Origin of the sequence: Paenibacillus thiaminolyticus (assembly GCF_007066085.1) — a bacterium.
In the GTDB taxonomy this organism is placed as follows: Bacteria; Bacillota; Bacilli; order Paenibacillales; family Paenibacillaceae; genus Paenibacillus_B; species Paenibacillus_B thiaminolyticus.
The window spans coordinates 1263334-1286593 of sequence record NZ_CP041405.1; the positions used below are offsets into that span (position 1 = coordinate 1263334).

Genomic DNA, 23260 nt, shown 5'->3' on the forward strand with positions numbered 1-23260 from the left:
CCAATCCGCAATTCTATTCGCTTCTATCATTATAGGGGGAGAATGCAATGAGTGTCAAATCATTTAAGCAAATGAAAAAGGGTCTCATCCTCCGGATACCGTTCCGGCAAGCAGCGGCGCGGCCAGCTTCATCAAAGAGGGGGATACCCAGGTCATGACGGCGGCGACGACGGCCATCCCGGCTGCCGCCGATGTCTGCACGAGAACGAAGCGGCCTAGCGGCTCGCGCAGCGACTGAACCTTGGGCATGAAGACCCGGTTCTTCAATATATATGTCGCGAACGTAATCGAAGCGACGCTGGCAATCAGAATGAGCGGTATCGCCAGCAGATTATGCGGGGCGACCGAAGCGAAGGCGAACAGCATCCCCTTCCATCCATATTGGCCGATAAGCGTACCCACCGTGAAGCCGATGAAGATTCCTTTGGCAAAGACAAGGATGAGGACAAGCGGGAAGCCGACGATCGAAAAGCCCAGCAGCGCGATCAACCCAATCCATTTGCTGTAGAGCATAGCGGATTCGGTGAACATCCCGGCCCGATCCGGCGCGGGACTGTCGCCGTCCAGCATCACGAAGAAGTGGACGAGATGACTGCCCAGATCCTGCTGCTGCTCCAGCGTCAACGCATTAACCAGCAGCGCCCCGAACACGACGCCGACCAAAAACAAAATCGAGACAAAGAGATACAAATGAAGTTGGGCGCGAAACGAATATGATGCCGGCTTCATGAGGGGAACGGCTCCTTTCCCATACGATGGACTCACAGCTCTGTGTCACTCCATTGTATGCGGCCGCTCGTCCGAATATGAACGAGAAGCCGTTCGTTCTCTGTCGCAGACTTCGGCGTTATGTGACGACTTTACCGTAGGTCCCGCCGCCGCCGCTCGACAAGACCAGGTCTCCGCATCGCGCCCTGACGATATATTCCGCCGTCTTCTCCCCGACCGTCTCCGCCAGCTGCTCCGGGGTCGCCTGATGCAGCACCGCCATCTCGGTGCCGAACCGATCCAGCAGCTTGTTCAGCGTGCGGGGGCCGACGCCCGGAATGAATTCAAGCGGAACCTGCATTATATACGGCGGCCGATGAGCGGGTACCTGGCTATGATCCCGATCCGAGATAGCGTGAATGCGGTCGAGCACGCCCTGCACCATTTTGCCGTGGCCGCAGGCGGGACATGCCGCGGGAAGCTGAGCCGCCTCGGGTACGGATCCGCACTCCATGCAGCGCGAGCGGTGATACTTGCCCAGGCTCGGGTTCAGCCCGTAATTGGCATTGACGCACCGGCCGTCCCGGTTCTGAAGCGCCAATGCCCACTCCTTGAAGCTGGGCTCGGCGACGGTCAATTGGTTGTACTCCCGGGCAATCTTGCGCAGCGAATGGGCATCTGAATTCGTCAGCAGCGTATAGCGATCCAATTCGGAGATCAGACCGGCCATCTCGGTGTCGGCGCTCAGGCCCAGCTCCACCGCATCGATAAGCTCCATGTCCAATACATCCGCCATGCGATCGGAGCAGTTGCCGTAGATGCTCTTGAACGGCGTGAATACATGCGCAGGGATGAATATGCCGCCGTGCGCGGCCGTTTGCTCCTGCAGTGCCTGTCCCGATACGTATACCCGTTGAGAAGACAGATTCATATTGGTTACGTAAGGCGACAGCCACGCTGAGAAATGACGCATCGCATCGAAGCTGGGAAGATAGCACAGCACATGTGCCATCCCGAGTCCTTCCGCCCGGATTTCAAGCTCGGTGCCCAGGAGCAGCGTTGTGTTCCGGTAGCGGATGCCGCCGTCGGCCAGCTCCTCCATCTCTCCCCGCTCAAGCAAGGCAGCGATATCCTCCTGTACGCCTGGCGCGTGCGCATCGATAATCCCTATCAAGTGCAGCCCTTTGCGCTCCGACGCTTCCTTCGCAATCGCCTCGAACGTCAGATCCCGGCTTGCGCTCATCTTGCAGGGTGCGCCGCGGGACGTGCTCCCGATATGGATATGGAAATCTCCGAATACGCGCATGCCGATGAACCGGGAGCCTTCCGCGGACGTAATTATACCGGCCATGAGCCCGTCATCTCGTATATTTTCCATGCATAGAGCGCTTGTATCGTCTTCGCGTCGCCGATTCGGCCCTGGCGAATCGCCTCGAATGCTTCGTCCATCGTCAACGCGCTCACCTCGAGGAACTCATCTTCGTCCGGCTTCATCGTGCCTTCTTCCAATTCATCCGCCGCGTACAGATAGATAATCTCATCCGCGAAGCCGGGAGAGGTCGAGAACGCCCCGAGCGGAATCAGGGAAGCTGCCCGGTAGCCCGTCTCCTCCTCCAGCTCCCGCTTGGCCGCATCCTCCGGCCGCTCGCCCGCATCCAGCTTGCCTGCCGGAATCTCGACCTGCGTCCGTTCAAGCGGCTTGCGGTACTGCTCGACGACGAGCATACGCCCGTCCTTGATCGCCAGCACCGCGACCGCGCCCGGATGGCGGACAATTTCCCGAGTTGCTGTGGTCCCATCGGGCAATGTAACCGTATCGACCTGTAGACCGATAATTTTCCCTTCGAAAATGGTCGTTGTATCAACCGTCACTTCTTCGAGCGACGGGCGTTTCTTTGCTTGATTGACATCATCTTGCACGCTCATCTCGTTGCCACTCCCTTATAACAAATGGTTGGCTCATCCTTCCGGAGCTGTTCCCCTTCGGATTGAGCCATCGTTATGCATACATAATTCCGTTCGATGCAACATAATCATTATACCAAAACGGCTTGTCCGAACGAAATGAGGGGAAATGAAGTGAAACAATATTATTCGAAGCAGGATATGCTGCTCGTCGGGAAAAGCTATGAAATTCGCGCCGAGCTGAGAAGACTCATGATTCGAGAAGGCCGTAACGCCACATTGTCCGTGATTCTCCAAAAGCAACAGAGCCGGGCCAAAATATAGAGAAGCATTGCTTTGCGGCCTATCCGGGCTTGCCGCAAAGACAAAAAGGGTACGGACCAAGGCGTTCATCGCCCTCATCCGTACCCTTGTCTTCGTTGGCGGGATTATGACTCCTCCGACGCAGCGGAACATTTCGTCACGGCTTCCCAAATGCCGTTCAAGTAGACGGCGCCGAGCGCCCGATCATACAGCCCGTAGCCGGGACGTCCCTGCTCGCCCCAGATCATGCGGCCGTGATCCGAGCGCAGCGGGCCAGTGTAGCCGATATCCGCAAGCGCGCGCATCACCGTCGTCATGTCGACGGATCCGGCGGACGACAGATGCGCCGTCTCCTGGAACGAGCGGTGTCCGGTAACCAGCACGTTGCGCGCATGAACGAAATGAATGCGGTCCGCATGGCCGAATTGCCGGATCATATGCGGCAGATCATTGGCCGGATCAGAGCCGAGCGAGCCGGTGCAGAAGCACATGCCGTGAGCGGGATGATCGAACAGGGACAAATAGCGGGCGAACTGCTCCTCGCGGCCCAGAATTCGCGGCAAGCCGAATATCGGCCATGGAGGATCATCCGGATGAACCGCCATCCTCATCCCCAATTCCGCCGCCTCCGGCATAACCCTCTGGATGAAATAAGCGATGTTCTCCCAATACTGCTCCTCGCCGATGGAACGGTAGCGTTCGAACAGGCGGCCGACTTCCCCGTCAAGATAGCTGGTGTCCCAGCCGGGAAGGCGCAGCGTTCCGTCCGCCGGATCCATCTGTTGGATAACGTCATCCTCATAAATAAGCGTCGTGGAGCCGTCCGGCAGGACATGATCGAGCCTGGAGCGGGTCCAATCGAACACCGGCATGACGTTGTAGCAGACCGTTCGGATCCCTTCCGCTGCCAGATTGCGAAGCGTCGCAATGTAATTGTCGATATACCGATCCCGTCCGGCCAGCCCCAGCTTGATATGTTCATGCACCGGAACGCTCTCGATGACGGCGAGCCGCAAGCCGTGCGCCTCCACCGTCTCCTTCAGGCCGCGAATCCGTTCCCGGTCCCACACTTCACCAACCGGAACGTCATAGACGGCCGACACGATGCCTTGCATCCCCGGAATCTGACGAATATATTCAAGCCGGACCGGGTCATCCGCGCCGTACCAGCGGAACGTTAATTCCAAGCTCTTCGCCTCCTTTTCCCGATGGATTCGGAATGACGATCGCATTCGCCTGTGCCGCCAGCGCCAGCTCGGCCGCCTTGAACGCATGCTGCTGCGTCATCGCCCGCTCCGTCCGATGAAGGCAATCGAGAATCAGCTCCCCGAAGAAAGGGAATCCGACCTTGCCGGACACCGGAATATGCCGTTCTCCCTCATGATTGACGAGATAGACATGATCCGGCGTATTGGAGCGGGCGACATCGATATATTTGCGCAGCTCGATATAGCCGTCCGTGCCGAGGATGACGGTGCGGCCGTCTCCCCATGTGCCGAGGCCGTCCGGCGTGAACCAGTCGACCCGGAAATAATTAGTGGCTCCGTTATCCCCGAGCAGCATGGCGTCTCCGAAGTCCTCGAGCTCCGGATATTCAGGATGCGCGTAATTCGCCACCTTGCTGTGCAGCACCTGCGCATCGCCGCAGCCCGCGTAATACAGAAATTGCTCGGCCTGATGACTGCCGATATCGCATAATATCCCGCCGTAACGCTCCTTCTCGAAAAACCAGGCCGGACGCTGCTGCGCCTGCAGCCGATGCGGTCCCGTTCCCATCACCTGCAGCACTCTGCCGATGGCTCCCTCGTGAATCAGCTGTCCGGCATAGACCGCGCTCTCCGAATGCAGCCGTTCGCTGTAGTAGACCATATATTTCTGCTTCGTATCGGCGACGGCGCGGCGCGCCGCTTCCAGCTGCTCGAACGACGTGAACGGCGTCTTGTCCGTAAAGTAATCCTTGCCGTGCTCCATCGCCCGAAGCCCGAGAGCACACCGGTCCGCCGGAACGGCAGCCGCCGCGATGAGCCGTACCTCGGGATCCTCCAAAATCTCCGCCTCCGAGCGGGCGGCCCGCACGCTGGGGTAACGGGCCTGAAAAGCTTCTGCCTTGGCGGGATCGGGATCATAGACCCATTTCAAGGTGGCTCCCGCTTCCACCAAGCCGTTGCACATGCCGTAAATATGCCCATGCTCCAGCGCCATGGCCGCGAACACGAATTCACCCGGCCCGCATACCGGGTTCGGCTTGCCTTCCGGAGCGTAGCGCATGCCGTCAGTACGGTTCATCGCGAATTCCCCCCGGCACTTCCGGCTTCCTGACGGGCAGCGGCTCCATGCGCAAGCTCCTTCATCAGGGAGACGAAGCTGCGCAGCATGTCGCCTGATGAATGGACGCCGCTGAAATCCTCCACCCCGCAATAGCCGTCGTAACCGACAGCGGTCAAGTCCCCCATCACCTGCTGCCAGCGGACGAAGCCCCGCTCCAGCGGCGACCATTCCAGCTTCGGGCCGTTATTTTCCCGCGCTGCGGCGACATCCGCATTTTTGACATGGACATGCGCCAGATACGGACCCAGCATTTCCAGACCCATGCGGTGGTTCTCATACCCCTCGAACACCATATTGCCGGGGTCGAATAGCACACCGATATGTTCCGGATCGAAGGAAGACGCGATCCGGTATGCCGCGCTTGCGCTTGGCGCGATTGTCATATGATGCGTCTCGATCAGTCCCCGGATGCCATATTGCTTCAGCAGCGGCACGAGCTTCGCCACGTATTCCATCTGCTCGTCATACAGCTCGCTGTAAGGCCGGCTCCGGTTATAGCCATGGACGCCGATGCGCATCATCGGCGCGCCCAGCGCCTGGGCAATGCGCATCACTTTCTCCGCCGCCTCCATATCTCCGACCTTCAAGTAGGGCATGACGGCGGCACTGTCGAGGCCATGCTCACGCATCTGCCCCCGCAGGCCCTCAAGCACTTCTGGAGCGGTTCCGGGCTCGATGGTGCACAGATTGTTCCCCCAGAAGGATGGCGGCTGGTTCTTCGCTTCCGCCGGCCTTGGGGCGCAGCGCCATTCGATTCCGTGCAGTCCGGCCTCGGCTGCTGCCGGAATGACTTGTTCCACCGATAGATCGGGAACGGCTACGGTAAAGACAGACCATTTCATAGATGCGTCCTCCTTCATATAGAGCCAGTGATTTGAAATTGTTTGCTGTGTCCATTGGTGTATTGCAGCATAAGGTTCCTTCCGGTCCTCGCAGATCTGGTTCAGTACGATTCTCCCATGTTCAGTACGATTCACTCATGTTCAGCTCGATTCTCGGATGCGCCGGACAAGCCTTTAGATCGTCATCGCGCCGAAGCCGCCATCGACCCGGATCAAAGCGCCGGTCACAAAGCCCGAAGCCCGCTCCGACGCCAGCCAGACGGCAGTCCCTTGCAGCTCTTCGGGGGTGCCGAACCGTCCCATTGGCGTATGCCTCATAATCGCTTCCACCCGATCCGGGGACAGGATCGCCCGGTTCTGCTCCGCCGGGAAGAAGCCGGGGATGATGGCATTGACCCTGACGCCGTGAGGAGCGAATTCACGGGCCAAATATTTGGTCATGCTGTTCAAGGCCGCCTTCGACATGGAATAGGTAAACACGCGGGATAAAGGCGGATCCGAGGAAACGGAGGAGATAAGAATAATAGAGCCTCCCCTGCCGGCCCCGATCATCGATTGCCCGAACTGCTGGCACATCCGGATGGCGCCCTTGACATTAACGTCCATAATATGGTCCCATTCTTCCATCTCCAGCTCGAAGAACGGGGTCGCGCTGTTCACTCCGGGACAGTACAGCAGCACATCGACCTTCCCGTAGCACCGCATCACTTCGGCGTGGACGCGCTCGATGTCGCGCTCGTCCGTCATATCGCCCAAGAACGCCTGGGCTTCACCTCCCGCCTCGGCCAGCTGCGCCACCACTTCAGCGGCTGCATCCGCCTTCCGCCCGATGATGGCGACTTGGGCCCCATGCGCGGCCAAGGCCTCGGCCATCGAGCGGCCCAGCGTGCTCGTTCCTCCGGCAATGACCGCGGTCTTGCCGCTCAGATCAAACCACTGCGACATGTTCATCCTCCTTGCCCTTCCTCACGATCCGGCGCGATGCCGGCGAACGTCCGGAATTGACGGTTGAACCATTCATCCGCATCCCGTTCCATCTCTTCCCGCGACACCGTCCATCCGGCCCGCGCGAGACGGATATATTGATGAGCCAGCACTTCGGCGATGGTATGGCGCGAATAATCCCACTTCGTAATCAGTTGCTCCAGCACCCGGCAATCCGAATGCTGCGGAATATAGGAGGTGCCGAGCAGCTCGGTGCGCATCCGGGTCATCTCCGCAATCATCGATTCGGTATGCAGGAACCACCAGCAGCCGAAAGGCAGCAGATTGCGGAACTTGCGCGCCAGCACAGCTAGCTCATGCTGATTCTCGCGGGCGAGCAGGGTGACCATGAACCGCTGGGACGGATGGCGGACAAGCAGCCGCTCCAGGATGCCGATGTCGGTCCGCTCTCCGCGGTCTCCCGCCAGCCGCAAGGCCGGATTGACCTGCCGCTTGACGCCGATCATGAGCGCCAGCGGCAGATTCAACTCCCGGCAGACCGGAATGACCGCCTCGTCGAGCATGCGGCTGCTCCACCCGTCGTCCGGATACCGGAACGTTCCAGGCAAGGAGGCGGCTATATAGACCGCCTTCATCCGCACCGCCCATTCCTTCAGGAACCGGCGCGCCTCGCGGATATTGTGTTCTCCGTCCGGACCGCCCCATTCCGCCGTCACCGCCAAGCCTTCCGCCTGCAGCTTCGGACAGGCCGATTCCCAGTCCAGCAGCAAGGAATCGATCCGAAGGGCCGCCAGGAACCGGGAATCCCGGACTCCGCCGCCCTCCCAGACCGGCCGCTCCAACGGGTCGAACGGATCGTTGGTCATCACGACCTGCTTGATATTGGCCAAGCTGAAAATATGATCGATATGCTCGGATAGGCTTACCTTCGACCACGCCTCCCGGAGCGCCTCGATGCTGCGGCTTCCGATAGGCATGCCAAGCCGCTGACATATGCCAACGACCGCAATCGCCGCCTCGCTGACGGGAGAGCAATCGACGAACAAGGTCTGGAACACGTGTTTCGCCTGCTGCTCCTTGCTCCAGCCCCAGAATGTCTCCTCCGGAACGGCGGAATGCCGGAACATTTCGGCAACCAGATAATGGTACGTCAACAGCTCATCGATCCCCCAGAGCAGCAGGGAACCGAAGTTCTCCGCGTACAGATGGGTATGCATGTCGGTGACGGCGCATTGCTTCACGACCTCATGCGCCATCTGCCGAATCGCTTGTTCTTCCCGGTTCATCCACAGTCAACCTCCTTCTTCCCATTTTCCAGCCGCCGTATTCGGACGCGTCTGCCCCAGCCTCTCGGCTGACAGCCGCCTACGAACCAAATGAACGGCTCATATCCGCAGGAGCCCGCACCTCTTCCGGCGCATCGGCCGCATAGCGGGACTGGTCAATCCGCTTCTGCAGCTCCGCATGGAACAGATCCTCGTCCAGCGGGAACGTGACCCAATTGTCCGTCCAGGTCGACAGCAGCATCGCATTCGACAGCGTCAGGCCGTGGATGCCTTCCTCGCCCGGCGCAAGGAGCGGCGAACCTGTCCGGATCGCGTCGGTCCAGTTCTGAATAATGTAGCGGTGCTCGCCGCCCTGTCCATGAACGGGAATATCGCATTTCCAGCATTCGGGCTGTCCGAACATGCCTTCATACTGCCGGTTGAATTCCGGCTCAGAGACCCGCAGCCGCCAAAACGTCAGCTTCCCGTTCTCAATGACGACCTTGCCCCGATCCCCGGTAATCTCGAAGCGATTCGTGCCCGGCGCCTCGCCGGTCGTCGTCACGAATACGCCGCTCGCTCCGTTCTCGTATTCCACATAGGCAGTCACATCGTCCTCGACCTCGATGTTCCGGTAATGCCCGAAGCGGCAAAACGCCCGCATCCGCTTCGGCACAAGGCCAGTCGTCCATTGCCACAGATCAAGCTGGTGCGGATCCTGATTAATGAGGACGCCGCCGCCTTCGCCCGCCCAGGTCGCGCGCCAGCCGCCCGAATTATAATAGCTCTGGGGCCGGTACCAGTTCGTAATAATCCAGTTCGTCCGCCGGATCTCGCCCAGCTCTCCCGATTGAATCAGATCGCGGAGCTTCTGATAGATCGGCTGGCTGCGCTGATTGTACATGATGCCGAACACTTTGCCGCTTCGCGCCGCCCGCTCGTTCATCTCCCGCACCTGCTTCGTATAGACCCCCGCCGGCTTCTCAATCAGGACGTGCAGCCCCTGCTCGAAGGCGTTGATGGCCGATTGCGGGTGATGGTAATGAGGCGTCGCGATCAGCACGGCATCGATCTTTCCGGAGGCCAGCATCTCGTCCTCTGTCGAATAAAACGGGATATGCTCCCCCAATTCGGACTTCGCCCACTCCTGACGGCCGGGAATGGTGTCGCAGACAGCACCCAATACCGCCCCCGTTATCTCGCCGCGCGCGATGCACTTCGCATGCGCGCTCCCCATATTTCCTAATCCAATGACGCCAATTCGTACGGTATCCACTCGCGTTTCCTCCTTAACTGACGAATATATAGCTGGAACGCAGCCGGTACGGTTGCATTTGTACGTAGCGTATCACAAGACGAGTTGAGCGCGCTTTCATCGGATTGATCGTTTCCGGTGTTCATTTAACTGTGGTTGGCATTCAGAAGAACGATCCGCCTCGTCCGCTGGAAAAAAACCTCTCTTATTCCATCCGTGCAATCAAAGAAAGGGGGTGTCCCCAAAGTAGTTTTTCACTACAGTGAGACGGCCCCCTAAATCTCAAAACTCGACACGCCAAAAAAACTGAAAATTATACCTTTCCTTATATAATATGTACTCCGTTCTAGGAAAATCCTGAAAAACGGCATTAATTTCCGGCTATTCAATCTATAAAAGTGAAAAAGCGATGAACATCATGTACTTTTCAGGCTGTTGGAAAACCCCTGTTTTTTCGAAGGGGTCATTACCTAATCGAAACTTGGCATTCAGAGCGTCAGCGCCTTCTGGAGACATCATAATCTCCTGGGGTTTTAACGTTGGAGGGAATTGCTGCTATTTTACAGGAATTTCGGCTCAATGAGTCCACATTTCGAGGTATTGCTGCACAGCTACATCATTTTAGGCCCTTTTGAGCTAAGTCGAAGAGAAACGGGTGAAATTGCTGCAGTTTTACAGGATTCCCGTTCTGGTGAAGTCGTCCCTATCGAATTGCTGTATTTTTGCAGGATTTTGCCTACTGAATCAACGTGTCTTGAGAAACCGTGCAGTTTTGAGGACTTCGCCTATCGGATAGACATTTCATTGTGCAGTTTTCAGGCACTTCGATCAGAGCGTTTGAAATCAAAATTTTTCTACTGAGAGATAAGTCCTAATGAAGTGCCCAAAAAATCCTTTTGGCCTTTCTCAACAGCCTGTGTTTTGCAGGAATTTCATCAAATAGCGGCTTAAAAAGCAAAAATTGCTGCATCCACCAGGCCGTTGGAAAACCCCAGTTTTTTAGGAAGGGGTGGAGATTGTCCATTTTCCTGCTCAAAACTTGGCACCCACAGCGTTTTAGATCGATTTTTTCTACTGAGAGACGAGATCCACCACACAAAAAATAAAGTTCTACAAAATCCCTTGGACTTTCTCAACAGCCTGATCCACGCAGGATTTCACTGCTTTATCCATCTTCCGTCGTTTTGCGCGCCGCCGTTTTTCCGCTCCGTACAGTCTCCATGCGAGCGCATTTCCGTTTTCCCGCACTCGCATTCTCGTTTGAATCGTCAGCTCAATCATTTTGCAGTGCCAATGCCCCCCCTTGCAGCTGCTTGCGGTATTGATCTGGCGAACACCCAACCATTTGCTTGAACAGACGGGAGAAATGCGATAAATGCTTGAATCCCGCCCGCATCGCCACCTCGGTAACCGACCAATCCGGTTCGGTCAAAAACCAGATCTTCGCCTGGTTGATGCGGCGGTGGTACAGATACGTGAATACCGTCGTGCCGGTCACTTCTTTGAATACTTTGCTGAGATAATGCTTGTTCATATGCAGGCGGCTGGCGATGTCCTCCAACGTAATCTCCTCTTGATAGCAGCCTTCGATGACCTGTATCGCCTCCTGCACGCGGATCTCGGGCTCCCCTTCGGCCGATCGTTCCGCCAGCGGCTCCTGGCAGCAATCATAGATACAGTACAGCAACTCGAGAAAAGCAAGCCGCTGCCGCTGAACGCCAACGAAGTCCCCGCGCCCTTCCATCAGGCTCATGCGATCAAGCAGCTGCATCGCCTCCTCCAGTTGCCCTTCGGACAGCCGCAAGCGGGCGTACTTCAAGTCCCGGAACGGGCGCAGCAGCTCCTGAGCGGCATCACCTGCCGCATGAATCGCCTCCACAAATCGCGGATCGAAGTGGATGATGGAGCGGATATACGGATAACGGGTGTCGATGTTCGGCCGATGCAGCGTCAAGCCATGCATCAGAATCAGATCTCCCGGCTGAAGGAGATAGATCTGATCGCCGATCAAATAGTGAACATGGCCGGAATGAAACAGATAAATCTCATAATTGGCATGAGAATGGAAATACGGCGTCTCGTAAGGCGCCGTATTGCGATATTGAAAATCGAACATTGAGGAATGATGAATGAAGGACAATCGTCTCTCCTCCTTCAGGTGGCCGGGAAGCGGCCTTGAAGCCTGCACAATCGGTGCTGCGCGGACCGCACCCCTGCACGGAGCGGTTCCCGGAACGGACCGATTCCCCGCGCGGTCCGCACACGGAGGCTTCCATCCGAATCGCTCGGCCGCTTACGCCTTCGCCGCCTCTTCGATCAAGGCAACGACCAGTTCGCTCGTCCGTACCAGATCGGATACGTGAATGCGTTCGCTCGTCGTATGGATATCTTCGTAGCCTACGGCCAGATTGACCGTCGGCACGCCCATGCCGTTAAAGATATTGGCGTCGCTGCCGCCGCCGGAATGGAACAGGCGGGACACGGAGCCGATTCGCTCGATGGCGCGCTGCGCCAGCTTGACGACTTCATCCTTTTCCGTAAAATTAAACGCCGGATAGACGATATCGCTCTTGAATTCCGCACGTGCGCCGTATTCGGCCGCCGCGCTCTCCAGCGCTTCCTTCATCTTCTGAACCTGGGCTTCAACCTTGCTCTGCACGATGCTGCGCGCTTCGGCGTCCAGCTTCACATAATCGCAGACGATATTCGTGGCCCCGCCGCCCTCGAAGCGGCCGATGTTCGCCGTCGTCTCATGATCGATGCGCCCCAGCGGCATGCGTGCAATCGCCTTGCTAGCGACCTGAATCGCACTGATGCCGTCCTCCGGATTCACGCCGGCATGCGCGGACTTCCCGTAAATCTCCATCGAAATCTTTGCCTGGGTAGGCGCCGCAACCGCAATAGCGCCGACCTCTCCATTCGAATCGAGCGCGAAGCCGAGATCGGCTTGAAGATGCTCGGCCGACATGGCCCGCGCCCCGACGAGACCGGATTCTTCGCCCACCGTAATCACGAATTGAACCTGTCCGTGCGGACGATTCGTCTCCGTAATGACACGAATGGCTTCGAACATGGCCGCCAGGCCTGCTTTATCGTCCGAGCCAAGAATCGTGGTGCCGTCGCTGCGTATGTAGCCATCCTCTCCGAGCTGCGGGCGAATGCCGTTGCCCGGCTTGACCGTATCCATATGGGAGGTGAAGAACAAGCGGGTGCTGCCTTCCTGTCCCGGCGTCGCCGGCCAGTTGACGATCAGGTTGCCTGCGCCATGCCCTGTCACCGGAGCCGTATCGTCCTCGGTCACCTGCAGACCGATCGCTTCGAACTGCTGCTTGAGCACGTCGCAGATTGCGCGCTCGTTTTTCGTCTCGCTATCCACCTGCACCAATTCCATAAAGTGCTTCACTACTCTATCCTGCTGAACCATATTCGCTTTCCTCCTGACGAATTGTTCGTTACAATAAGGGTATGATCTGAAATTCAGCTATTGCTGAAGAAAGGAGCTTACCTGTTACATGCAATCCAAAAAGTGGTTCAAAATTATCGTCTATCTGATGCTGGCGGCCATGCTTGTGTCCACTGCGCTCGTGCTGATCGAGCCGTTGTTATACGGCTGACATCGGCAGCATCCGGAATGGGAGGGACAGGCTGTTCCCGACAGGACCCCTGTCCTCCCGCTATTCCCGTGCACTCGGCGTTCCACCGCTCCGTTCATGACCATTCCGCCCATGCTGAGGCGGGAACTCACTCCGCCTGCACTCGCTTCTACCTGCATTCGCTTTTACCTGCTCCGCGCCTCCAATGGCTCGTCGATCGCTTCGTCGTACTCCAGCACCTCGGCCAAGTAAGGCAGCAGCAGCCGGCCGACGTCCTCTACCGTAAATTCCATGCCTGTGCAGTCCTCCAGGGAAGTGACTCCATACTCGCTGATTCCGCACGGCACGATGCCGCTGAAGCCGCCTGCCTGGATGCCGCTCTTGACGTTCAGGGCGAATCCGTGGCTCGTGATGAAGCCCCGGTGCCGGCTGCATTTATTGAACTTGACGCCGATAGCGGCCAACTTCACGTCGCCGACCCAGACGCCCGTATATTCCGGCTTGCGGCTTCCCTCGATCCCGAACGAAGCGAGCAGCCGAATGATCGCTTCCTCCAGGGAGCGCAAGTAGCCGTGAAGGTCGATCCGCTTCCCTTCGAGCAGCAGAAGCGGATAGCCGACAAGCTGCCCCGGACCGTGATAGGTGATATCCCCGCCGCGGTCAATCTGATAGACGGCGATGCCTTGCGCCTTCAATTGCTCGGGAGACAGCAGCAAATGCTCCGGATGCCGCTGCGATCCAATCGTATAGGTCGGCGGATGCTCCAACAGCAGGAGCGTATCGTCCCGCTCGCCGCTATCGACCTGCTTCACGATGCTTTTTTGCAGCTCCCACGCTTCGCCATAGTCGGTGAAGCCCAGATGGTGAACACGAAGACTTCTCCCGTCTTGTCCCGATTCTGCCGTTCCATTCATCCTGATATCGCCTTCTTCTGTTAAAAAGTCTTCTCTCTTGCCGTTCATGCTGGATCCTTCGCTCAGTACACTTTCGTATCGAGCGTATAGCCTTCCAGATTCTCCTTCACCCGCTGCAGGAAGCGGCCGCAGATGACGCCGTCCAAAATGCGGTGATCGAGCGATAAGCACATGTTCGCCATCGAGCGGACCGCGATCATGTCATTGATAACGACCGGCTTCTTCACGATCGACTCGAACGTCAGAATCGCCGCCTGCGGGTAATTGATAATCGGGTAGGACAGAATCGAGCCGAACGAGCCAGTATTGTTCACGGTGAAGGTTCCGCCCTGCATATCATCGGGTCTGAGCCGTCCTTCGCGCGTTTTGCGCGCCAGCTCGTCGATTTCCCGGGCGAGGCCCGCAATGTTCTTCTGATCCGCATGCTTGATGACCGGCGTCAGTACCGAGTCTTCCGTGCCGACCGCCAGCGACAGGTTGATGTCTCGCTTGACGATAATCTTGTCGACAGCCCAGACCGAGTTCATGATCGGATAATCCTTGATCGCGTTGACGACCGCCTTCAGCACGAAGGCGAGATAGGTCAGATTGAAGCCTTCCTTCCGCATGAATTCGTCCTTGACCTTGTTGCGCAGCAGCACGAGATTCGTCACGTCGACTTCAATCATCGTCCACGCATGCGGAATCTCGGAGACGCTTTGCCGCATCCGGCTCGCGATCGTGTGACGGATAGGCGTCACATCAATGAACGTCTCGCCGCGGCCGGCTTCCTCTACGTCGATGGTCGGTATGCGCGGCGAATCCGCCAGATGGAGCCCCGAATGGCGCACCGGCACCTGAGCCGCATCCTGCAGCGGATTCGAAGCCGCGGCGGGCGATGCCGCGGCAGGCTGAGCCCCCGGCGATGAGGCTGCTTGGCGCTGCGTCTGTACGCCTGCTTGGCGCTGCGTCTGTCCGCCCGCACCTGCTCCACCGGCCGCGGCGGGCGTGCCTGACTCGACGGCCGCAAGCACGTCCTTCCGCGTAATCCGGCCGCCTAAGCCCGAGCCCTTCAAGCGGGTCAGATCGATGCCATGCTCGAAGGCCAGGCGTTGGACCGCAGGCGAGTAGCGCCCGCTCATATCTTGCCCGGCGGAACCTTGCGCCGGGGCATTGCCCTGCGCGGCGGCAGGTTGGTCCGCCTGCTCTGCGCCTGCCGGAACCCCTGCCGCATCCGTACGGACGCGGCAGATAACGGCGCCGACGTCGACCGTCTCGCCCTCTTGGGCGATAATCTGTTCCATGACGCCCGCTTCGGTAGCCGGCAGCTCGGCGACGACTTTATCGGTAATGACTTCACAGATCGGCTCATACGCCTCGAACGATTCTCCAGGCTGCTTCAGCCATTTGCCGATCGTAGCCTGCACGAGCGATTCGGCTAACTGCGGCATCGTGATTTCTTTCCCATTAACATCAGACATTGATTTTCACTCCCGTTCTTGACAACCGGCCGGACCCGCGAATCTGCGGCATGCTAGAGCACAGTGCCGGCGTTCCGCCTGTCCGGCCGCTTCCCGTCCTTAGAACAACGCCAGCTCGCGCATGGCATCCTTGACCTTATCCTTGTTCAACATAAAGAATTTCTCGAGCGGAGGGCTGTACGGACCTGCCGGAATATCCGGGCCGCACAGTCTCTTGATCGGCGCGTCCAGATCGAATAGAAGCTCTTCCGCAATAATAGCGGATACCTCCGCGCCGACGCCTCCCGACTTGTTGTCTTCATGAATGATCAATACTTTGCCCGTCTTCGCCGCCGCTTCGAGAATCGCTTCCCGATCCAGCGGCTGAATTGTGCGCAGATCAAGTATATGCGGGCTGATTCCTTCCTTGGCCAGCTCATCCGCAGCCTGCATCGCCATATGGACGGGGAGGCTGTACGCGATGACGGTAATATCCGTTCCTTCGCGCACGACATTCGCTTCTCCGATCGGAACGATATAATCGCCTTCCGGTACTTCCCCGCTAATCATGCGATAACATTTTTTATTCTCGAAGTATAGTACCGGGTCCGGATCGCGGATGGCCGCAATGAGCAAGCCCTTCGCGTCATACGGCGTAGCCGGAGCGACGATCTTCAATCCAGGCGTGCCGAAAAATACCGATTCGGGACATTGCGAATGGTACAGTCCGCCAGCCACCCCGCCGCCAATCGGGGCGCGAATGACGACCGGACAGGTCCAGTCGCTGTTGGAACGGTAGCGTATTTTTGCCGCTTCGCTAATGATCTGGTTCGTCGCCGGGAACATGAAGTCCGAATACTGCATCTCCGCGATCGGCTTCATTCCGACCATCGCGGCGCCGATCGCGACGCCCGCGATCGCGGATTCAGCCAGCGGCGTATCAAGCGAGCGCGCTTCGCCGAATTGCTCATACAGCCCCTTCGTCGTCGTGAACACGCCGCCCTTGACGCCGACATCCTCGCCGAGCACGAATACGTCGGCATCCCGTTCCATCTCTTCCTTCATCGCCGTTCGTATTGCATCAATATAATCGATTACCGCCATGTGCCTGCTTCCTCCTCCGCATAGACGTGCCGCAGCGCCTCTTCGCCAGCCGGGAAGGAAGCCTGCTCGGCGTAGGCAATCTCGCGATCCATCATCGATTTGATGTCCGCGATCAGCTGCGCGTCCTCTTCCTCCGACCAGAGGCCGCATTCCATCAAATACGCCTTATAGCGAGGCAGCGCGTCGTTCTTCCAGTTCATGTCCACTTCTTCCTTCGTCCGGTATACCATATCATTGTCCGAAGTCGAATGCGGAGTCAGCCGGTACATGACCGCCTCGATAAGGGTTGGCCCTTCGCCCCGAAGCGCCCGCTCGCGCGCTTCCTTGACTGCGCGGTACATTTCCAGCACATCGCAGCCGTCAACGCGCACGCCCGGGAAGCCATAGCCGAGCGCCCGGTCGCTGATGCGTCCCGCCACCTGCTTGTCCAGAGGGACGGAGATGGCATACTGGTTATTCTCCACCATCACGATCATCGGCAGCTTATGCACGCCTGCGAAGTTGCAGCCCTCGTGGAAGTCGCCCTGGTTGCTCGAGCCGTCTCCCAGTGTGACGAAGGAGACCGCTTCTTCCCGGCGCATCTTCGCCGCAAGCGCAATGCCAACGGCATGCGGCACCTGCGTCGCCACCGGACTGGATCCGGTGACAATGCGAAGACGCTTGCAGCCGAAATGGCCCGGCAGCTGCCGACCGCCGCTGTTCGGATCCTCCGCCTTGGCAAAAATGGCCAGCATCAATTCTCTTATAGTCATACCGACGGACAAGACGAATCCGTAATCGCGGTAATAGGGTAAAAAATAGTCTTTCTCCTTATCCAATGCAAATGCCGCACCGATCTGGGCAGCTTCCTGACCGATACCGGATACGTGAAAATTTATTTTTCCCGCCCGCTGCAGCAGCAGCGCCCGTTCATCGTACATGCGGGCAAGCCGCATCTTCCGGTACATGTCAACCGCCTGTTCATCCGAGAGTCCGAGGGACTCATGCCTCGTCTTCTGACGAGTATTCACTTCCGGCGCCATGAAGCAGACCTCCTTATTCATCAAGTCCATCGAGAGTATAATACCAGGTACTAAGACTTGACTCTAAACATATTATACTCTCATCATTCTGAAAAAGAAAACATCAGCTATGGTCAAGCTTCCGCTTCCGGATGCGTCAGATGTGAATCGCTTTGCCTTCAACGCCCAGCATCGCTTCGGTCAATATCTCGGAGAGCGACGGATGCGGCCGGATGACCTGTCCCATCTCCCATGCGGTCGCATCCAGCAGCATGGCTACCGAAGCTTCCCCAATCAACTCGGTCGCATGGGGCCCGACGATATGGACGCCGACCAGATCGCTGGAGCGGGCATCCGCAATCACCTTTGCGAACCCTTCCGGTTCGCCGTGCACCAATGACTTGCCGACCGCATGCAGCGGCACGCGGCTGACCTTCACGTCATAGCCTGCGTCTCTTGCTTCCCGCTCCGTCCGGCCGATCGAGGCTGCTTCCGGACGGGAGTAGATCGCGCGTGGAATGTTCCACGAGTCATAACCAACCGACGTATCGCCGCACAGATGGCGCACGGCGGTCAGACCTTCGGCTGCTGCGGCATGAGCCAGCTGCAGGCCGCCGATAACGTCGCCAATCGCATAAATATGGGACTCGTTCGTCTGCATCCACTCATTGACGCGGATGAATCCTTTTTCCGTCTCCAAGCCGACATTTTCCAAGCCGATATTCTCGATATTGGCCTGTCTTCCTATAGATACGAGCAGTTTGTCCGCTTTTATGCTTACGCTCTCCCCGTTTGCTTCAATGATGAGATGAACTTCTCCGTTCTCTTCATCCTTATGTACCGCATCCGGCTGAAGCACCGCCTTCGTATGGAAGCGGACGCCCCGCTTCGCCAATTGCCGCTGGAGCTCACGCGCCGTCTCCTCCTCTTCCATCGGGACAATCCGCTCCCCCGCTTCGATGACATCGACCTCCACGCCGAAGTCGGCTAACATCGATGCCCATTCGACGCCAATGACGCCGCCGCCCAGAATGGCGACGCGTTCGGGAAGCTTCTCCCATTCCAACGCCTGATCCGTCGTAACGATGAGGTCTCCATCGGCCTCCAGTCCCGGCAGCAACCGCGGACGAGATCCGGTCGCGATAATGAGATGCTTCGGCACAATCGTGTCGGCCTCCTTGTCCGGGTACTCGACCGCCACCGAACCGCTCTTCGGGGAAAAAATCGACGGCCCCATGACCCGCCCGGTGCCATGAATCACTTCAATCGCATGCTTCCGCATCAGCATCGAGACCCCTTGATGCAGCTTCTCGACAACGTCCCGCTTGCGCGCCTGGACACGGTCGAAGCACAGCTTCACGCCCTCGACCTCGATGCCGTAGGCAGAGCCGTTCACCGCTTGCTGATACACTTCCGCGCTGCGCAGCAGCGCCTTGCTCGGAATGCACCCGCGGTGCAGGCAAGTTCCTCCCAGCTTCTCCCGTTCGATGACGACAACCGATTTACCGGCTTGCGCCGCCGCGATGGCCGCGACATATCCGCCCGTTCCTCCGCCCAAAATGGCTACATCAACTTGCTTTGTCATACCAAGCACTCCTTTTTATCGTCCGAATCCATTGGTTCTATTGTACTCCCTTTTTCCGGCACCGCCAAACCTGAATCTGTCAGCGGCTAGCGTCGGGACAGCGCTATCTGATTAGACAATCCCCCGATTTCAAGGTAAGATATAACATAGTTAATGATGAATGATGAACATATTCCGACAGGTGATCTATTCATGAGACAGGATACGCATGTGATAACCCGCTTTATCGCCATCTTGCTGCTCGTCATTCCGGGCCTTCTCGCGACCTTCGGCTTTCTGACGATGAAGAACGTCATCTTTGATTACATCGCCGATCATGGGAATGACAGTCTCGCCGCCCCATCCTTCGGCTGGCTTCCTTTCCTTGGCGGCTTCATCATGTTCGCCATCGGAGTCGCCTTTATCGGCGGATGGGTGTTCTACCGCGACCGCAAGCGGAACTACGTCGCCCCCCGCTTCCGCAAGAAGAAGGGGCCGCGGCCAGCCTCGTTCAAGCCCATGATCGATCAGCAGGCCAATGCCCGCGAGGTTTCTTCGTCCGAACCTCCCGCCTCGCCATAACACAAAACGGTCTCCCCGCCCTTCCGGACGGTTGGAGACCGTTTTTGCATTTCCTTTTATTTACCGGAGCGGTCTTGATCGAGCTTGGCGCGCAGCCGCGCCAGTTCCTTTTCAACCTGCTCTTCCCGGCTCCATTGCTTCGCTTCGTCTTCGGGGGCCGTCTCTTCCTGCTCCGCCACAGCTTCAGGCCCTCCCGGGGCAGCATCCTGAGACTCCTGTATCTCGACGGAGGCAGGCAATTCCTCCTGCCGCTCCGCCACGGCATCCGCCCGAATAATAAGCTGCGATCCATCCTGGAAATCCATCGTGCGGCGGACAGGCGGATTCTCTTCCGCTTCCTCCCTCGTCTCCTTCGGATCAGCCGTTCCCGCGTAAGGCAGCATCCGGTCCGGGATCGTGATGGCGTTGCGGGTTCCGCTCATTTTTTCATAGAAGAGACGCTTATCCCGCCGGAAAATATGCAGCAGGACATGCAGACCCACGAACGCATTGAAGACGAGCCATAGAATGATGACGATCCACGCGAATCGTCCCAGTTCCAGGATAGATCCGGAATTCATCACATAGAAAAATACATAATTGATCCCGCCGATGCCGAAATACAGCAAGCCGTACCGAATGAGCAGACCTTTGAAAGAAAGCTTGTTCGTCCGCTCCGGATCCGCCGCCAAGCGGTCATCGATCAGATGAATGCGCGTCACCCATTTGCCGAACGTCTTCCCTTCGGTCCACAGGGGCATCAGCATGAAATAGACGAAAATCGTGATTGCCAGCACCCACCCATTGGACTCCAAGTAATTCAAGAAGTGATCAACATCATTCCCGTTGGCCGCCACCATGAAAATGGCGATAATCCAGTAAATAAATCCGATGCACAAATAGTCGAGCCAGAGCGCAATCGCCCGGCGAATGAAGCCGACCGGCCTGCGCGTCAGATCCACGTCCGCATCCAATTGGCTGCTGCGCGGCAGGAAATACGTAATCAAGGGAGCCAATAAAAATCCAAGCATCCCCCCGACCGTATTGAGAAGCAAATCATCGACATCGAACAGCCGGTACGGGCACGCATAGATCCCGTACAAGCCCGTGCGCTGCGTCGTCTCGAAAAAGAGAGACACGACAAAGGCGATGATCGTCGTCGACAAGAACGATTTGCGGAAATAATAACGAAGATAGACCCCAAGCGGCAAGGTTAAGACGACGTTGAAGGCCGCCTGCCAGAAAGCCCGCTCCCCTAATATCGTCACATAGGTCGAAGGCTGGGACCAGACGACATTCGTCTCCTTCATGATGTCGCGTATGAATGTGAATGGAACCCATTGAGAAAAGACCCCGCTCCCGCCGGGCACGCAGTTGTCGCGATTGGCTGGCAGAGGCAGAATGACGAGATAGTACGCTGAAATAAAATAAAGCAGCATCGAGTACAGCACAAATGACCGTACTTTGTTCACATAGCCGTATTTGCGGTACTGCACGATTAAAAACGGCAGCGTTAGAAAAAAGGCCACGATCGGAAACGTAATCAATGCGATTTTGATCGGAAATAAATAAGCATTCATCGTTGCTGGCTTACCCCTTTATTGCACAGTCATGTTTGATATCTTTATGGCGTCAGGCTGCCGCACACCGAAGTCTTATTTTGGACGCGATCGTATACGGCGATTCCTTCAACGTTCGTATATTTTACCGTATTTCGCCGAATTCTCCAATATAAAATCTGGCAACGCGCCCGCTCGACAAACCGAGTTCGTTTTTCGAATCCGACAATTCGATTTCGCAGGGCCATTCGAAGTGTTCGCTGTAACGGAGCAGACGCTGCACTCCGCAGTCAGTCCTTTTCTCGTTCACACCGTGTCAGAAGACGGCAAGCTGGTAACCGCACGGAATGATTTGAAAGTACAGCCTGATTACAGCTATGACAATGCGCCTCGCTTCGATATTCTCCTCGTGCCCGGCGGACTGGGAAGCCGGACGGAAATGTATAACAAGACGACGATTCAATGGATAAAGAGTCGCATGGATGAGGTAAATATTATGGCCTCCGTCTGCACCGGGGCCTTAATCTTGGCAGAAGCCGGATTGCTTGACGGCAAGACAGTCATAACCCATTGGAACTCCTACGACCGCATGGAAAAGGACTACCCTAACCTGACAGTGAAGCGGAATGTAAAATATGTCGATGATGGCAAAATCGTCACATCCGGCGGCATCTCGGCGGGCATCAATATGTCCTTCCATCTCGTCAGCCGGCTGATGGGCAAGGACGTTGCCGAACGTACGGCCAAAAGTATGGAATATGATATTGATTTATCGAATGAGCCTAGATAATTTATCGGAAAGCAGTTATCGATTGATGAGGAGAAATACCGCTCTACAACTCTGCTAAACATGTCAAGAAGCAAAAAAAGCAGTATGAAGCCGAATAAATGAATTCGATAGATTTGATGTTCTTTGCATGAGTGGTGAGATTTTTCTTTTCATATCCAGGTGATATTTCAATAGACAGATCTGCACCGATTAGAGAGATCCATTCGATTTGTAAACTTCCGTTTTCGTAGGAAATCAGGTCTTCCCATCATTTTCTTTCCCCACGGTTCATTGATAGACTGGGACAAAAGGAGGCTATGGGATCCATGCTAAAACTACCATCCAACGAAGTGACGGCGGGTATGCTCGTAATGATGCTCTATTTTTTGAAAAACGGCTTACCAAGTAAAGATGCCTATCAGAAATTAGCTGATAGGCTAGGATTATCAGCGGCGCAGCGTAATGCCAGAATGCACCGCGATCAACGTTTGCATTGGGAGAACCGAGTTCAACAAGCCGTTCGGCTATTAAGAGACCTTGGTTACCTGCAACCTTATGTTCCAGGGAAGAACAGAGGGTACTGGGAGCTTTCCGATGAAGCAAGAGCATTATTTGACCGTATAGCAAGTGTAACAGCATAGTCGCAGTCCTCGTATCGAAATAATGGTCATGAAGAAGCCCCCGGCGGGATGTACCCGCTTGCGGGGCTTCGCCTTCACAACTTGCGTATTTCTTCTTCTGGGAGACCGATAACTGCTCACGCCTTATAAACGTTATCCCCATGCTTCAGGAGCGGAAATATGCGGTTCTATAGTTATTTCTGACTATCCGGTCATAGAAAGGAATGCCCCATAAAGCAAGGCAGGGAACCAGAGCAGCATCATGAGCCCCGATACGACATTAAGTAATATACAAAATACAAAACAAGTCTCATTTTTCATGGGTAAGATCCCCTTTATGTGTGGGCCTCCAAAGAAAGATCGCTACCACTGGGCAGGTTGAAAAATTTATGTATTTCTTTTAGCTTACCACATATTGGGTTTTGAATAAATAAAAAAATGACGCCTGAATGGGACTGATTGAAGGTTGAACGGGTAAATATGACGGAAATTCGTGTGTGACACGTTGAGTATTAGTAAAGCCCCGTTTATTCAACAGGGCCATTTCGGAATGGTTAACGTTTTCTTCACAGCCTTCTCCGTCAT

The 23260-nt window shown here is 56.6% G+C and carries 22 protein-coding genes; 5 read left to right on the plus strand and 17 right to left on the minus strand.

Annotated elements, in window-relative coordinates; genetic code table 11:
- Nucleotides 1-84: 84 nt before the first annotated feature.
- The 3 genes from spoIIM to FLT43_RS05735 form a co-directional block, all read right to left on the minus strand.
- Nucleotides 85-729, minus strand: a complete 645-nt coding sequence (gene spoIIM, locus FLT43_RS05725) for a stage II sporulation protein M (RefSeq protein WP_087442612.1) — start codon at nucleotides 727-729, stop codon at nucleotides 85-87.
- Between the two features lie 118 nt (nucleotides 730-847).
- On the minus strand, nucleotides 848-2059 hold the full coding sequence (locus tag FLT43_RS05730; RefSeq protein ID WP_087442611.1) for an endonuclease Q family protein: 1212 nt from the start codon (nucleotides 2057-2059) through the stop codon (nucleotides 848-850).
- Nucleotides 2047-2634 carry an NUDIX domain-containing protein gene (locus tag FLT43_RS05735; RefSeq protein ID WP_087442610.1) on the minus strand — a complete coding sequence of 196 codons (588 nt, stop codon included), beginning with the start codon at nucleotides 2632-2634 and terminating at the stop codon, nucleotides 2047-2049. The genes FLT43_RS05730 and FLT43_RS05735 overlap by 13 nt, the downstream gene beginning before the upstream one ends.
- Before the next feature lie 153 nt (nucleotides 2635-2787).
- On the opposite strand from FLT43_RS05735, the gene FLT43_RS29240 reads away from it, so the two are divergent.
- Entirely contained in the window at nucleotides 2788-2937 is a 150-nt protein-coding gene (locus FLT43_RS29240; protein ID WP_164776660.1) for a hypothetical protein, read from the plus strand.
- Between the two features lie 104 nt (nucleotides 2938-3041).
- Here FLT43_RS29240 and FLT43_RS05740 read toward each other — a convergent pair whose 3' ends face one another.
- The 8 genes from FLT43_RS05740 to FLT43_RS05775 all read right to left on the minus strand — a co-directional run bounded on the left by FLT43_RS05740 (nucleotide 3042) and on the right by FLT43_RS05775 (nucleotide 12975).
- Complete coding sequence (locus FLT43_RS05740; RefSeq protein ID WP_087442682.1) at nucleotides 3042-4103, minus strand: mannonate dehydratase; 1062 nt, start codon at nucleotides 4101-4103, stop codon at nucleotides 3042-3044.
- On the minus strand, nucleotides 4069-5202 hold the full coding sequence (locus FLT43_RS05745) for a Gfo/Idh/MocA family protein (RefSeq protein WP_087442609.1): 1134 nt from the start codon (nucleotides 5200-5202) through the stop codon (nucleotides 4069-4071). The genes FLT43_RS05740 and FLT43_RS05745 overlap by 35 nt, the downstream gene beginning before the upstream one ends.
- Complete coding sequence (locus FLT43_RS05750) at nucleotides 5199-6086, minus strand: sugar phosphate isomerase/epimerase family protein (RefSeq protein ID WP_087442608.1); 888 nt, start codon at nucleotides 6084-6086, stop codon at nucleotides 5199-5201. The genes FLT43_RS05745 and FLT43_RS05750 overlap by 4 nt, the downstream gene beginning before the upstream one ends.
- Nucleotides 6087-6260: 174 nt before the next feature.
- Nucleotides 6261-7031, minus strand: coding sequence for an SDR family oxidoreductase (locus tag FLT43_RS05755; protein WP_373994943.1), 771 nt, complete (start codon nucleotides 7029-7031; stop codon nucleotides 6261-6263).
- A 2-nt stretch (nucleotides 7032-7033) separates the two neighbouring features.
- Nucleotides 7034-8317: a hypothetical protein gene (locus FLT43_RS05760; RefSeq protein WP_087442606.1), complete on the minus strand. Its 1284-nt coding sequence runs from the start codon at nucleotides 8315-8317 to the stop codon at nucleotides 7034-7036.
- Between the two features lie 79 nt (nucleotides 8318-8396).
- Nucleotides 8397-9572 carry a Gfo/Idh/MocA family protein gene (locus tag FLT43_RS05765; protein WP_087442605.1) on the minus strand — a complete coding sequence of 392 codons (1176 nt, stop codon included), beginning with the start codon at nucleotides 9570-9572 and terminating at the stop codon, nucleotides 8397-8399.
- Nucleotides 9573-10824: 1252 nt separating this feature from the next.
- The gene (locus FLT43_RS05770) at nucleotides 10825-11691 is read right to left on the minus strand and encodes a helix-turn-helix transcriptional regulator (RefSeq protein WP_087442604.1); all 867 of its coding nucleotides are present in this window, start codon (nucleotides 11689-11691) and stop codon (nucleotides 10825-10827) included.
- 153 nt (nucleotides 11692-11844) lie between these two features.
- Complete coding sequence (locus FLT43_RS05775) at nucleotides 11845-12975, minus strand: M20/M25/M40 family metallo-hydrolase (RefSeq protein ID WP_087442603.1); 1131 nt, start codon at nucleotides 12973-12975, stop codon at nucleotides 11845-11847.
- A gap of 88 nt (nucleotides 12976-13063) precedes the next feature.
- On the opposite strand from FLT43_RS05775, the gene prli42 reads away from it, so the two are divergent.
- Nucleotides 13064-13165, plus strand: a complete 102-nt coding sequence (prli42, locus tag FLT43_RS05780; protein ID WP_087442602.1) for a stressosome-associated protein Prli42 — start codon at nucleotides 13064-13066, stop codon at nucleotides 13163-13165.
- Nucleotides 13166-13329: 164 nt separating this feature from the next.
- On the opposite strand, the gene lipB is transcribed toward prli42, so the two are convergent.
- From lipB to lpdA, 5 genes are all read right to left on the minus strand, one after another.
- Nucleotides 13330-14058, minus strand: a complete 729-nt coding sequence (lipB, locus tag FLT43_RS05785; protein WP_087442681.1) for a lipoyl(octanoyl) transferase LipB — start codon at nucleotides 14056-14058, stop codon at nucleotides 13330-13332.
- A 62-nt stretch (nucleotides 14059-14120) separates the two neighbouring features.
- Nucleotides 14121-15518 carry a dihydrolipoamide acetyltransferase family protein gene (locus FLT43_RS05790; RefSeq protein WP_087442601.1) on the minus strand — a complete coding sequence of 466 codons (1398 nt, stop codon included), beginning with the start codon at nucleotides 15516-15518 and terminating at the stop codon, nucleotides 14121-14123.
- A gap of 99 nt (nucleotides 15519-15617) precedes the next feature.
- Complete coding sequence (locus FLT43_RS05795; RefSeq protein WP_087442600.1) at nucleotides 15618-16601, minus strand: alpha-ketoacid dehydrogenase subunit beta; 984 nt, start codon at nucleotides 16599-16601, stop codon at nucleotides 15618-15620.
- Nucleotides 16592-17623: a thiamine pyrophosphate-dependent dehydrogenase E1 component subunit alpha gene (locus tag FLT43_RS05800; protein WP_087442599.1), complete on the minus strand. Its 1032-nt coding sequence runs from the start codon at nucleotides 17621-17623 to the stop codon at nucleotides 16592-16594. The genes FLT43_RS05795 and FLT43_RS05800 overlap by 10 nt, the downstream gene beginning before the upstream one ends.
- Nucleotides 17624-17759: 136 nt before the next feature.
- The gene (gene lpdA / locus FLT43_RS05805) at nucleotides 17760-19187 is read right to left on the minus strand and encodes a dihydrolipoyl dehydrogenase (protein ID WP_087442598.1); all 1428 of its coding nucleotides are present in this window, start codon (nucleotides 19185-19187) and stop codon (nucleotides 17760-17762) included.
- A 192-nt stretch (nucleotides 19188-19379) separates the two neighbouring features.
- Here lpdA and FLT43_RS05810 point away from each other — a divergent pair, with 192 nt between their 5' ends.
- On the plus strand, nucleotides 19380-19748 hold the full coding sequence (locus FLT43_RS05810; RefSeq protein ID WP_087442680.1) for a DUF2627 domain-containing protein: 369 nt from the start codon (nucleotides 19380-19382) through the stop codon (nucleotides 19746-19748).
- A gap of 56 nt (nucleotides 19749-19804) precedes the next feature.
- On the opposite strand, the gene FLT43_RS05815 is transcribed toward FLT43_RS05810, so the two are convergent.
- Nucleotides 19805-21307 carry a VanZ family protein gene (locus FLT43_RS05815; RefSeq protein WP_087442597.1) on the minus strand — a complete coding sequence of 501 codons (1503 nt, stop codon included), beginning with the start codon at nucleotides 21305-21307 and terminating at the stop codon, nucleotides 19805-19807.
- Nucleotides 21308-21458: 151 nt separating this feature from the next.
- Here FLT43_RS05815 and FLT43_RS05820 point away from each other — a divergent pair, with 151 nt between their 5' ends.
- Nucleotides 21459-22076 carry a DJ-1/PfpI family protein gene (locus FLT43_RS05820; RefSeq protein WP_373994964.1) on the plus strand — a complete coding sequence of 206 codons (618 nt, stop codon included), beginning with the start codon at nucleotides 21459-21461 and terminating at the stop codon, nucleotides 22074-22076.
- Between the two features lie 305 nt (nucleotides 22077-22381).
- Nucleotides 22382-22696 (plus strand): winged helix-turn-helix domain-containing protein, encoded by a 315-nt coding sequence (locus tag FLT43_RS05825; RefSeq protein ID WP_087442595.1) that lies wholly within the window; start codon nucleotides 22382-22384, stop codon nucleotides 22694-22696.
- The last annotated feature ends 564 nt before the right edge of the window (nucleotides 22697-23260 follow it).